Origin of the sequence: Ensifer meliloti (assembly GCF_030064585.1) — a bacterium.
GTDB lineage: Bacteria > Pseudomonadota > Alphaproteobacteria > Rhizobiales > Rhizobiaceae > Sinorhizobium > Sinorhizobium meliloti.
Window position 1 is genome coordinate 334,681 of the sequence record NZ_CP120366.1, and the last position, 12,582, is coordinate 347,262.

Sequence of the window (12,582 nt, forward strand, 5' to 3'; positions counted from 1 at the left end):
ACCGACGGATGTGCCGGCCGTCGAAAGCTCCGGTGGCGATCTCGACGTCATTGCCCCTGATGATACGCCTGCTCATGCAAGCCTCCCTTTCAGCTGAAATATGATTGCAACATTCAAGGCGGAAGAGGTCATCTCCTAGCAGGCTGTTGAAGAAGTCAGTCGCGTTCGCACACGAAACCGGAATCGTCTCCGTTATGGACGTAGATGTGTCCGACAAGGCGTCCAGCGGAGCCGAGAGCTGCCCATCCACGACCACAGACCGGGTCGCTCTCGTCTTGTCCTTCCCATGAGAACTCTGCACAGGCTGATCCATCGCGTGCGCCATAGCGAACATCGAGAAAGCCCTTGAGCGCGACGAATGCGATTTCGCCGTCCGCTGTGCCCTGGAATGTCAGATGCGCCTCTTCGACGAGATCGAGGACGTCGTTGTCCCAGTTGTCCATCTCGACGATGCGCCAACGACCGGCGAAGGCCTTGGCGAAGGGAGAAACTCTCGCCATCAGCCTGTCTCCGTCATGAGCTTCGGCAGCCGCACCAGATTATAGGCGGCGGCCGCGAAGGTGAAGGCCCATCCGACGCGGTCGCGCCCGCGGAACTTCGTCTTATCCTGCCCCGCGACGGTTTTGATCCAGCCGAACGCCTCTTCGATGCGCTTGCGGATACGCAAGCTGGCCTTATAGCCGCAATGTCGCGTCGTGCGCCCATCAATGGCCGAACGGCGACCGTTGATGTTCTGCGTCACGTGGGGTGTCACCTTTATCGATCGCAAATCTTTGACGGAGTCTTTTGTGTCATATGCTTTGTCGGCACCCAGCGTGATCGCTTGTGGCCGGTCGGGGTCGGTCGTTGAAGCATGCGTCTCGTTGGAACGCCTTTCGCCGTGGAAGTCTGATCCCGCATTCCGACCGCCGCTATCTGATGGTGGTTCGCCATTATCGCCCCTTGGGCCGTCCTTCGGCTTGAAGCTCTTCATCGACGCCCAGGCCTCGACCAGTGTGCCATCGACAGAGAAATGGTCAGTTGACAGCAGCCGCTTTACCTTGGGCTGGGAAAGGATTGCACCCAGGAACTTCGCAGCGATGTCGCCATCAAGCAACCGGTCGCGGTTCTTCGAAAACACCGAGTGGTCCCAAGCCGGATCGTCAATGCCGAAGTCAACAAACCAGCGGAAAAGAAGGTCGTATTCCAGCCGCTCCATTAAAAGCCGTTCAGAACGGATCGAATAGAAGGCTTGCAAAAGCATGGCACGTAGAAGCTTCTCAGGCGCGATCGAAGGCCGTCCGATCGGCGAATAGAGTGCTGCAAAATCTCGTTCCAGCGAGACGAGTGCATCGTTCACGATCTGACGGATGGCACGTAGAGGATGATCTTTTCGAACACGATCCTCAAGATCGACATAGCTGAAGAGTTCGCCTGTCCTCACATCGCCGCCGCGCATCCATCAGCTCCAAATCGCAATACAGCGAGTGAATCATGACCAGAGCCCGGGCGCTAGGGCTTTTCAACACCCTGCTAGGAGGACGACCCCAGTCACAGGCAGAAGCGATCTGCCGGCGCCGAACGGTAGGAACCTTTTCCTTTGTTGACTGAGGGCTAAGATCGGTGCATCGAAACAGGTACCAATCGCAGGCATGGTTCGTCTCCGAAAACCCTCAACTTCGCGGGGTCAGCGGCGGAGTTTCGTCGCCCGACAAAGCTTTCGGGCGCTGGCCATTCCCGAAATGGCTCATGACCTTGCCCTAGGGCCGTCTAGATCTCGCTCCAAGACCTTTCAATAAGCACCATTCCAGAGCTTTGTGTCGGCTTGCCTGGACGTCTGCAGCGGGACGAAGAGCCGACGTTTTTGTACCGCCACCTGCTGAAATCGCGCATGACATTCCGCATCGTGTTTCATTCAAATCGTGTAGAATTGCCCCGTCGTCCTGGCTGTTGAAAAGATCAAAGCAAGCCGGAGGATTCTGCGGTGGACATCGCTGCCTGGTTGCGCAGTTTGGGATTAGAGGAATACGCGTCGGCGTTTCGTGACAACGACATTGACGCACAACTTCTCCTGCACCTGAAAGCCGAGGATCTCAAGGAACTTGGCGTTGCTTCGATCGGACACCGTCGCAAGCTTATTGATGCGATTGCGGACTTGCGAGACGAGGATGCCCGTTCAAGCAACGTATCGGTGGATCGACCTCTACCAGCGCCGACCGCTGCTTCGCCAGAGGCCGGTGCAGAGCGTCGGCAGTTAACTGTCATGTTTTGCGACCTCGTCGGCTCGACAGCCTTGGCATCGCGCCTCGACGTCGAGGATCTTCGCGAGATTATCGGTGCTTATCAGCAATGCGTGTCCGATACGATCAAGCGGTTCGGCGGCTTCGTGGCCAAATATATGGGCGACGGCGTGCTCGTCTATTTCGGCTATCCGCAGGCGCATGAAGATGACGCTGAGCGGGCGGTAAGGGCCGGCCTGGCGCTAATCGACATTGTCAATGAGCTTGAACTCTCAGATCCGCTGCAAGTGCGTATCGGCATCGCTACTGGAATCGTGGTCGTCGGAGACATTGTCGGTTTTGGTGAGGCTCGCGAGCGAGGCGTAATCGGTGAGACGCCGAATATTGCTGCGCGACTGCAGGGTTTGGCCGAACCGGACACGGTGGTGATCGGGGAGAGAACGCACCACCTCCTCGGCCATCTCTTTGATTTTCGTGACCTTGGCACCCTCGAGGTCAAGGGCTATTCCGAGCCCATCCGCGCCTACCAAGTGCTTCGACCGAGCATTCTGGATAGTCGTTTCGAGGCATTGCACGGCGAGCGGCTCACCCCGCTGGTGGGCCGCGAGAACGAAATCGAAGCGCTGCGCCACTGCTGGCAGCGCGCAAAGGGCATCGAGGGTCAGGTGATCCTTCTCGTGGGAGAGCCAGGCATCGGCAAATCGCGTATCACTGTTGCCGTCCTGGAGGAGATTGCGAACGAGCAGCGGACGCATCTTTGCTATTTCTGCTCGCCACATCATAGCGGTAGCGCCCTCTACCCTATCATCCGCCAGCTTGAGCGCGCCGCTGAAATGAGCCCAGATGATGACACCTCGACGAAACTCGACAAGCTTGAAACCCTGCTCGCGGCCACGTCGACTGCGGCGGAAGATTGCAGCCTCGTCTCAGATCTGCTCTCGTTGCCCAGCTCCGGGCGCTTCCCGACATTCGATCTCAGCCCGCAACAGCGAAAATCGCGAACCCTGCAGGCACTCGTACGGCAGTTGGAGGCCCTCGCCGGGCGGGAGCCCGTCGTGATGATCTTCGAGGATGTGCATTGGATTGATCCGACCAGCCTGGAACTTCTGGATCGAACTGTCGAACGCATTCGGATGCTGCCCGTGCTGCTTGTTGTGACTTTCCGGCCCGAGTTCACTCCGCCTTGGTCCGGGCAGCCGCACGTGTCAATGATGACACTTGGCCGCCTGGGACAGCGCGACGGAGTCGCGCTAGTCGAACATGTTCTTGGCCAACAAGACTTACCTGCGGAAGCCATTCAAGGGATCGTCGAGCGCACGGACGGAGTGCCCCTTTACCTCGAGGAGTTCACGAAAGCAGTGGCAGAAATGTGCGCGGAGGGAGACCACGCGCAGTCGACAGCATCGTCGGCGAGTCTTGGCATCCCGGCCACCCTGCACGCGTCCCTCATGGCCCGGCTAGATCGACTAGGCGCGGCGAAAAACGTGGCACAGATCGCCGCGGTTATCGGGCGGGAGTTCTCGCATGACCTTTTGGCCGCGGTGGCACCGTATGCGGCAACTGAGCTGCGGGCGTTCATCGATCAGCTCACCTCGTCCGGGATGGTCTTCCGGCGCGGAACGGCGGCCGATTCATTGTACCTCTTCAAGCATGCCCTTGTGCAGGACGCAGCCTACAACACGCTCCTGCGTCGTCCCAGGCAACAGTTACATGGCAAAATCGCTCGGACTTTGGAAGAGCTATTCCCAGGCCGGGCTGCCCGCGAACCCGAGGTCCTGGCCCATCATTTTGCAAAAGCAGGGCAAGCGGCCCGTGCGATCGACTACTGGCTCATCGCGGGGAAGCAGGCTGCCCAACGCTCCGCAAATCTAGAGGCAATCGATCACTTTTCGAGGGGTCTGAAGGCACTGGAAGCGCTTCCGTTAGGGTCGGAGAAGGACTGGAAGGAACTCGCTCTACAGACGGCACTCGGAACGGCGCTGATTTCCGTGCACGGATATGCTGCCTCCCAGACCGGCGCAGCATACGCTCGCGCACGCATTCTTTGCCAAAAATTCGGGGACGCCGCTGCCCTGCACGCGACGCTGAGCGGCGAGTTCGTTTACCACTTCGTTCGTGGTGACCGCGCAATGATGCGGCGGTTGACGAAGGAAGCCCGGCGGACTGCCGAGCGCACGGGCGACGATGCATTTCAGTTGGCAGGGCACCGTATGGATGGCATCACGGCGATGTACGACGGGTCCTTCATAGAGGCTTCCCACGAGTTTGAGATGATCCTGAGCCTCTATGATCCCGACCGCCACCGTCCGCCACCAGTACTGTACATCCATGATCCGAAAATTTCAGCGCTTGCCTACTTGGCGATCCTCAAGTGGATTCTCGGGCAATCGGACACCGCGCGGGGTTTGGCCATCGAAGCGCTTCGGTATGCTGAAGAATTGAAGCAGGCGAACCTCACCGCCCACGTCAGAACATACGCGGGCGCCGGACTCCATGAGCTTCTTGGTGAAACATCTGCTGTGCGCCGGCATGCCGACGCTATCGTTGCTTTGGCAGATCAACATAGTCTGCACTACTGGCGACTGAACGGCCTGTTCCTGCGAGGTTGGGCGATCGCCCAGGGCGCGTCCGTTGAGGAAGGCTTGGCGGTTATGCGTCAGAATTTGAGGGCTCGATCCGCATTGGGTGTGAGTTGGTATCATGTCCGGTATCTTTGCATGCTTGCAACAACATTGCAGAAGTCCGGCGCAGCCGAATCTGCCTTGGCCGTCGTCGCTGAGGCGAAGGATCAAGCCGCTTGCCACTGCGAGCACATGTGGGATGCCGAAGTCGAGCGGATCGAGGCCGAGATGCTCGAGGTGTGTGCGCGTTCCACTGTGGAATGTGAAGCTAGGTTCCAATCGGCACTGGTAACCGCGCGACGTCAGAGCGCCAAGTCGTTCGAGCTCCGCGCAGCGCTTGGCCTTGCTAAGCTTTGGGCTGAGCACGGCCGCGGCGATGAAGCTCGGGATTTGCTCTGGCCGCTCTATGAGTCGTTCACCGAAGGGTTCAATACGCGCGACCTGACCCAGGCCAGGCAGTTGCTCGACAAGCTACATTGAGACAAGCCCTGAGCCGACTCCCAGTCGACACGCAGGTAATAGGCGATCACAACGTCAGCTTTGTCTTATCTGGATCAGCAAGTTCGACCGGGCACGCCGGAACGCCCGCATACGGCACAACGTGCCATGCTGGCAGATGAGCCCAGCGTTAACTTCCACCGCTCGAGACGATCGGCGCTTGCCCAAGCGACACGGAAAGCCGGCTCTGAATCCCTCGCCTTGACGGGAAGCGAGACCAGCGCACGTCCAGAAGCCTCATACGAGCTCGTCAAATGCCACCACTAAGTGGCATATAGAGGCATGGAGAAATTGGGCGACCACGATCTCGAGGCAATCAAGGTAACGGTCGGATCGGTCGAAGCGCTTGCGATGACCTAAACCGCGCTACGAGGTGCCACGGGTTCGACCGGGCGAGTGTTGTGGAACGATCGCCGGAGATCGAGGCGTATGTTTTCTAGGTCGATGACAACTTTGCGGATCACGTTTGGCAGGACGTTTATCATGTGCCAGCACGCGGAATGGTTCTCTTCGTGAAGTTCCAGGTGGACGTCATCATCCGGTTCCGTCGTTCGGACCGCTGACGGCAATGTCTGTATTGGGCGGCAGCAGCCACGAGCCGCCACGCGTGTCGACAATCGTCGAGGAACGTTCCGTCCAGCCGTAGCCGCCGCGCGTGAGCACCCTCACCCGGGTGGACTCGATATGCAGGGCAATCCGACATCCATCCCATTTCACCTTGGAGGCCCAGTCGCGCGCCTTCGGCGGCTTGTCGACAATTGTTGCAACGCATGGGTCGACACGCGCGGGCGGGGGATCGGGGGCGGTTTATCGGTCGTTTTCGCTGTTCTTCTTGCCACGGCGGCTAAACGTAGTGGAGACAGCGCATCAGCAATAGCTGCACAAATGGAATAAGGCGACGGGTCCTCACGCGGCCCCTCGCCGTGTATCACCCTCGGTCGGCGGATCGCGGAAGTCACAGTCATGTTCATGCATCCAGGACAGGTAAGCCTGCTAGCAGGCATGCCTAATAGGACGGACCTATTGACTCTCGGTGGCAGCGGCTCAACACTGTTCGGTTTCCCACTTATTCAGAAACAAGTTGATTAGGGAGGAAAGCAATGGAAGCCGTCAATCGTAGATCCACACTCGCACTCGGTCTTACAATGGCCGCCACACCTTTGATCGCTTGGGTGACACCAGCAGCCGCCCAGACTTACGGCCCCGATGAGGGTGAGGAGATCGGTCCCGGTGTCAGAGTTGTTGCGCTTGGTGAGCGAGCTTCGGTCATCCCGGCTTATAAAATGGTCAAACTGCGGGATGTCGTTATCCAAGCAGGTGCGAAGACGCCGGACAACGTAATGACGAACGACATGCTTTGCCACATGACTGAGGGAGAACTTTCGGTCGTTCAGAACGAAAAAAAATTCACAGTCAAGAAGGGTGATGTTTGGACGTGCGCCAAAGCCGATACAACAGAAGGCACCCAGAACACGAGCAACTCGGTCGCGATCATGCGGATCATCGATTTGATGACCTCATAGGATGCGACGCACCGACGTGCGTTTGCCAGGCACTTAGGCCGCTCCTCGCCGTTTGTCGCCTTCAGAAGCCGGCATGAACACGACGCGCCCCGCCTTGATCCACACCGAGGAAGACCAAGCCCGGCAAATAAATGCTGAAGCCTGGAACAAGGTTGCACGAGACGCGTTACCGCGGCGTCGCGCATTGCCGCGGCACCAGGTCCCCCAACCTGTTCAGAGTGCCCGCACCCCTTCCTCGTGCGGGCACTCACTTTCTCCGCCCTTCACGATTCGCAAGCCGTTCACTTTAGCTCGCCGCTTTCCGGCTTGCCTTTTGCTCGTCTGCGTTCGTCCAGCAGATTGAGCAAATCGGTGAGATCGTCCGCATCGAAATAATCGAGGCCGGTTTGCGATATGCCTTCCCATCGAGCAGGCCAGCCAGTGAAGCGATCAATCACGCTCCAAAAGCCATTGCTGTCGTCATGCAATTCGTATCGCTGGGTCATGCCGGCAGTTTAGCGCCTCCTTAAAGGCCGCTCTACGGCCCTCTATATTCGTGCGGTGGCTTTCGCGTCAACGACGAGCGCAATAATGTCCTGTGGCTTGCGCAATCGAGAGTTATAGGACCGAGGCTAGCGCTTACTTTTTAGAACGAACTTATTAAAGACTTAGTTTTGGGAGATATTATTTCCAGGGCCAGGTTGCTCGGCTTCCGGGTGCATCCCACCCGCCCCGCCCATCAAACTCCCCCGTTTGTTGAGTTCTCGGCAAGAACCGTTTTTCTGCGCACGCCTGTTGACGACGATCAGTGCCTGAGCGTGGATGAGCCATCCGCACCGACTGCCTCCAAGCGTCACCGCAAAGAGGTTCGAAGATGATAAGCAAACACGAACTGCACTCTAAGATTATCAGCAGTTGGGAGGCAGAAGGAGGCGCGCCGGACCGATCCGGCGAACTCCGTCAGTATGGTCGCAGTTTCCAGGGGGATGGAACCTACACGATCTATCATGTCACCTCGGGCGAAGTCGCAGAAATAGGAAGGTGGCGGTTGGACGGGCTCAGCCCCAGAAATGCGGCTCGGGCACTGCACATCCTAAATGACCCCTACCAGGGAGAAGAAAAATGACATCCTATGTTGGAAGTTTCAGATACCGGTTTCACCCGGTCGATTTCGCGATCAGATCAACGCCCGTGCTTTGTATCGGGATGATCGTTTTCGTCACCCTTTACGGCGTCCTCTGGTAAATGTCCCCGAAAAGCCGTGCCCATCGACAAGCATATCGACCCGCTCAAGGAGGTATTATGGCCGACGCACAAAAGATGAAGAAGCTGATCGAAGATTGCGAGCGAGACATCGCCGCGTGTCTGCATCCGGAAAGCGGCATTCCCGAGACCCATCTGCTTCAACAGCTATTGAGCCGACTCGACGGGCAACAAGCAAAAGAAGCGCTGGGAGACGACTGGCAAGGACGGTGGCATGATCCGGAAGGAGACGACGATATGAGTCCCTCCCCCCCGCTGTGGTGGACACAGCCGGAGTTCTTCGGAACGATTTGGAGGCTGAAGATTTAGGCGCGGTTGCTTATGCGGGCAGAATTCCACATGCGCTACGCTGGATCTGGAGCCCCGGTTAAGCAGCAGACGGAGGCGCGGGTTGGTCTGGCGGCGGAACTTACCGTTGCCAGGTGATGTTGAGTGAGAATGCGAAGGCACCCTGAATGCACTCGCTCAACGGTTGCTGATCTCCTTGTCATCACCGCGCTATCCGTCCCGGCTTGGCTCGCATTCTAAGGAAGGGCCCGGTTGCCTCTTCGGTGACCGACCGTTAGACGCCCTCGCTTCGAGGTGTAACGTGAGTTCGTGTCGGCTCTATAGAACCCCTGCAAACGCCGACCTGAGCAGGCCCTCGCCGGAGGCGCTGCTATCTCAACGCCTCACCTGTGCGCAGTCCCGCCGGCCCGCTTCGATCCTCTGGAGAATTTCGCGCATCACACCTGCAGCAGAGTCGCTCGTCGAGAAGGAACGGCCGAATTCCGGTCTACAAACCGCCCTGCGGTGGTTGTATTTACTTTTAAGCAGGAACAAATAAGAACGCGGTCCAGTTAATTCCGTTGCTCTCAAACGAGCGACGTCTAGCGTCTCCAGCCGAGTTACTGTTTAAAGCTCGCCTCAGGATAGGGAGAACATATGGCCGACTCCCTCGACCACGCACCGGCACAAGCGAGCAATCTGCCGCAGTTTCTGGCGCTGACCATCGGGGCAATCGGTGTGGTCTATGGCGACATCGGGACCAGCCCTCTCTACGCCTTCCGCGAGGCACTGCGCCCGTTTGGACCAGGTGGCGTTGGGCGGGACGAAGTCATCGGTCTCGTGTCGCTGGTACTCTGGACGCTGACCGCCATCGTGACCATCAAATATGTGCTCTTTCTGCTTCGGGCCGACAACGATGGTGAGGGTGGCACTTTGTCCCTGCTCGCCCTGTTGCTGAAGAAGGGCACCAAATATCCGGTCCTCATGTTTTTTGCCGGCGTTCTAGGCGCCGCCCTGTTCATCGGTGACGCGATGATCACCCCGGCGCTGTCGGTACTGTCGGCCGTTGAGGGTTTGAAGCTCGTCGCGCCGGCGCTTCACGACTACGTTCTGCCGATCTCCGTCGTGATAATCCTGCTGCTTTTTGCCGTCCAGTCACGCGGGACCGGTGCCGTTTCCGTGTTCTTCGGCCCGATCACGCTCGTTTGGTTTCTCGTGATGGCAGCTGCCGGCGTTGCGCATATTGGCGACGATCTGGCGATCCTTTCGGCTTTTAACCCGCTCAATGCGATCGGTTTTTTATGGAATGCCGGCCTCATCGGCTTTATCGTACTCGGCGCCATCTTCCTCACCGTGACCGGAGCTGAAGCGCTTTATGCCGATCTGGGCCATTTCGGTCGCCATTCCATCCAGGCGGCCTGGTTTGCGGTCGTCTTTCCCGCCCTCGCGTTGAACTATCTCGGGCAGGGCGCGCTGGTTTTGTCCCATCCCGATGCCATCTCCAATCCGTTTTTCCTGATGTTCCCGAACTGGGCCTTGTTGCCGATGGTGATCCTTGCCACGGCCGCAACGATCATCGCCAGCCAGTCGGTGATCACCGGAGCCTTTTCGCTTATACGGCAAGCGATCCATCTCGGCTTCCTCCCCCGCTTCGAAATCTGCTACACCTCGGAAACGCAAACGGGTCAGATTTACCTGCCCTTGGTCAACACCATCCTTTTGACCGGTGTTCTCGCCCTCATGCTGATGTTCGGTAGCTCCGAAGCCCTTGCCCCCGCATACGGCGTATCCATTACGGGCGCGATGGTGATCGATACCATTCTCGCCTTCGAATTCGTTCGGCGCCAATGGGGCTGGCCCGCTTTGACAGCCATAGCTGTCCTGCTTCCCCTGTTCAGTCTCGAACTGGTCTTCCTCGGCGCCAATCTGTTGAAGGTTCACCACGGGGGCTACGTGCCCATCCTCATCGCCGGCACCTTGATCACGATGATGTGGACCTGGCGGAAGGGTGTCAGCGTGCTGCGCGAGAAGACCGCCCGTCAGGACATCCCGCTGAGCCAGTTCATGGCCATAGTCGAACGAAAGTCCGAGCATGCTCCTGTCCAAGTCCCCGGAACAGCGATCTTCCTGACCGCCACGCCCGACACGACGCCGGCAGTTCTGTTGCACAACATCAAGCACAATCACGTCCTTCATCAGCACAACGTCATCATGACCATCAAGACCGCCCGGGTCCCTTACGTGCCCGAGAAGGACCGCTACACAATTACAAAGCTGTCTGATCGGTTCAGCCTGCTGGAGCTGAGGTTCGGCTTCATGGACGATCAGAATGTCTCACGGGCGCTGGCGCGCTGTCGAAAGGAGGGTTTCAAGTTCGAGATTATGTCGACGTCCTTTTATCTCGGCCGGCGCAAGCTGATAGCCGACCCCCAGTCAGGGCTGCCCCAATGGCAAGACAAGCTCTTCATCGCCATGGCGGACTCGGCGATCGATCCAACCGAGTACTTTCATCTGCCAGCTAATCGAGTCGTCGAGCTGGGAGAGCAAGTCATTATCTAAGTGCGCACTCCGCGCTAGCAGCGGCATCACCGGGCATCAGCCGCGCGTAGCTAGATCTGGACCCAGTTTAAGGAACATTTCAACAAGCAAGCGGTTAAAAGAGAGTTCCTATTCAGACGGAAGTTCTCCGCTGAAACGTTGGCTTAGCGGACAATCGCACAAGTCGACCAACTGCAGCGCTCCTTTTCAATCCGGGAGCGCTGCCCTTCTTGGCGCCTCTTAGCTTTCGACAGATTCATGCGGAACATACCGTCGCCTGCAGGGTTGAGCACGATAGACGGAGGAAACCCGAATGGATCCGGTCAACGTCGCTGGCATCATGATTCTCCTTGGTATCGTTGCGATATTTGCCGTGACGTGGCTCGAGGCCTGAGGAGTAAATCAGGGACTGATCGTTTCCTGTTCCAGACCTGGATTCGTTAACGGAGGCCGTCCTCGGTTGGTCTCAGGATCTCCCTGTTATGCTATTCCCAACGCCCTTGGATGGCCACTCAGCTCTTAGCAGGTAACCTGCAGCTCTTGTGAGTACGCAGGCGCGCACGTGCGCTTGAAGGAGATCGGGAGGTGCTCCCTCTAGATCAATGACTTGGGTTGTTTCTGCAAAGTCCCTTGGAAAGTTTAATGCTAGAGAGAATGCAAAGAGGGAAACGGCGCAACTTGGCCACGGCGCTCGCTGCGGACCCCGTCAATTTCACTGGTTCAGAACTCGGGAAATTTGCGACGACTGAGATGCAGCAGTGTGATCAACGCACATCTCAAATTGAGTCCGAGCCCCCCACAGTGGCGCAGCGGCTTATCCCATTCCGCGCGCACCTGCCGACGAATCGGTGCGGTGCGACGGTAGCGTCGCGGCTGCGGAGGCGGGCAGCCGATAGGCTTTCGCGGACCGAACGCCGTCGAAGAACTCGATGGGACGCCCGCCGGGGCTCGAGGGCGTCATCGGCATGGTCGGCAGCACCGCGCCCAGCCTACAGATGCTTCATCGCGGTTGCTCGTTCCGCATCAGGCCCCTGTAATATGCTCCTCTCTTAGGAAAGGAGTGGTTCGCCACCACCTTGGCCCTGAGAGAGTTCTTCTGGGTTGCAGAGTTCACGTTTTGGCCGATATTGATCGGCTCCGACGTGACCCCTCGATAGTAGCTGCCACCTGCGAGTGCTGCGACCGGTGCACTGAAGATTGCGGCGGCCAAGATGACTGTTGGGAATGGGATGGTCGCAGGCTTGGTCATCGTCTTTTATCCTTATGTGTGTGAATCGTTGGCAGACGTCCCGGCGCGGCTATGTAACCTGTCCAATCGGACCCAGTGCGGATCCATGCTCTTCCTTCCGGGTCAGGGAAGTACAACAGGGCCATGGACAGGAAGCGCTGGACGGCCGGGCATTCGGGTACCTTGTGGAAGCGGCGTACCTCCTGTGGGATATCGGCGTCGGCCTTCGAGACGCGATTGCCGACGACCTTAAGTCCGGTCCGCTACGCGTCGCCTTTGCGGACGCGGAGTCGGAGACCGACGCGATCTGGGCGGTTTGTCCGACGACCAGGCTCTGCCCGCCCAAGGTTTGCGTTTTATCGACAAGCTTGTGAACGCCCTCTCGAAACCAAGAGCGCAGTCCCGATGTCTTGGGTCGCCGCGTGCTCGCGAATGCCCTGCAGCGC

Annotated in this window: 11 protein-coding genes; 6 read left to right on the top strand and 5 right to left on the bottom strand. The window is 58.3% G+C overall.

Going from position 1 to position 12,582, the window contains the following annotated elements; genetic code table 11:
- Positions 1 to 155 precede the first annotated feature (155 nt).
- Both PZL22_RS25980 and PZL22_RS25985 read right to left on the bottom strand, forming a co-directional pair.
- Positions 156 to 500 (bottom strand): hypothetical protein, encoded by a 345-nt coding sequence (locus PZL22_RS25980; RefSeq protein WP_013845644.1) that lies wholly within the window; start codon positions 498 to 500, stop codon positions 156 to 158.
- Positions 500 to 1,438 (bottom strand): transposase, encoded by a 939-nt coding sequence (locus PZL22_RS25985; protein ID WP_284718777.1) that lies wholly within the window; start codon positions 1,436 to 1,438, stop codon positions 500 to 502. Before PZL22_RS25985 ends, PZL22_RS25980 begins: the two co-directional genes overlap by 1 nt.
- A gap of 525 nt (positions 1,439 to 1,963) precedes the next feature.
- On the opposite strand from PZL22_RS25985, the gene PZL22_RS25990 reads away from it, so the two are divergent.
- Both PZL22_RS25990 and PZL22_RS25995 read left to right on the top strand, forming a co-directional pair.
- A complete protein-coding gene (locus PZL22_RS25990) occupies positions 1,964 to 5,320 on the top strand; it encodes an AAA family ATPase (RefSeq protein ID WP_127700854.1) in 3,357 nt (1,118 codons plus the stop codon).
- A 503-nt stretch (positions 5,321 to 5,823) separates the two neighbouring features.
- Complete coding sequence (locus PZL22_RS25995) at positions 5,824 to 5,901, top strand: hypothetical protein (RefSeq protein WP_234705654.1); 78 nt, start codon at positions 5,824 to 5,826, stop codon at positions 5,899 to 5,901.
- Here PZL22_RS25995 and PZL22_RS31450 read toward each other — a convergent pair.
- Positions 5,873 to 6,007: a hypothetical protein gene (locus PZL22_RS31450; protein ID WP_017267317.1), complete on the bottom strand. Its 135-nt coding sequence runs from the start codon at positions 6,005 to 6,007 to the stop codon at positions 5,873 to 5,875. The two genes, PZL22_RS25995 and PZL22_RS31450, sit on opposite strands and share 29 nt — an antisense overlap.
- A 431-nt stretch (positions 6,008 to 6,438) precedes the next feature.
- On the opposite strand from PZL22_RS31450, the gene PZL22_RS26005 reads away from it, so the two are divergent.
- Positions 6,439 to 6,861: a hypothetical protein gene (locus PZL22_RS26005; RefSeq protein WP_010967949.1), complete on the top strand. Its 423-nt coding sequence runs from the start codon at positions 6,439 to 6,441 to the stop codon at positions 6,859 to 6,861.
- A gap of 281 nt (positions 6,862 to 7,142) precedes the next feature.
- On the opposite strand, the gene PZL22_RS26010 is transcribed toward PZL22_RS26005, so the two are convergent.
- Positions 7,143 to 7,346: a hypothetical protein gene (locus PZL22_RS26010; protein WP_014531379.1), complete on the bottom strand. Its 204-nt coding sequence runs from the start codon at positions 7,344 to 7,346 to the stop codon at positions 7,143 to 7,145.
- 616 nt (positions 7,347 to 7,962) lie between these two features.
- Here PZL22_RS26010 and PZL22_RS26015 point away from each other — a divergent pair.
- The 3 genes from PZL22_RS26015 (at position 7,963) to PZL22_RS26025 (ending at position 10,929) form a co-directional block, all read left to right on the top strand.
- Positions 7,963 to 8,085, top strand: coding sequence for a hypothetical protein (locus PZL22_RS26015; RefSeq protein ID WP_013845650.1), 123 nt, complete (start codon positions 7,963 to 7,965; stop codon positions 8,083 to 8,085).
- A 57-nt stretch (positions 8,086 to 8,142) separates the two neighbouring features.
- On the top strand, positions 8,143 to 8,412 hold the full coding sequence (locus PZL22_RS26020) for a hypothetical protein (RefSeq protein WP_013845651.1): 270 nt from the start codon (positions 8,143 to 8,145) through the stop codon (positions 8,410 to 8,412).
- A gap of 615 nt (positions 8,413 to 9,027) precedes the next feature.
- Entirely contained in the window at positions 9,028 to 10,929 is a 1,902-nt protein-coding gene (locus tag PZL22_RS26025; RefSeq protein WP_127700852.1) for a potassium transporter Kup, read from the top strand.
- Positions 10,930 to 11,908: 979 nt separating this feature from the next.
- Here PZL22_RS26025 and PZL22_RS31460 read toward each other — a convergent pair.
- On the bottom strand, positions 11,909 to 12,157 hold the full coding sequence (locus PZL22_RS31460) for a hypothetical protein (protein WP_127700850.1): 249 nt from the start codon (positions 12,155 to 12,157) through the stop codon (positions 11,909 to 11,911).
- Between the last annotated feature and the right edge of the window lie 425 nt (positions 12,158 to 12,582).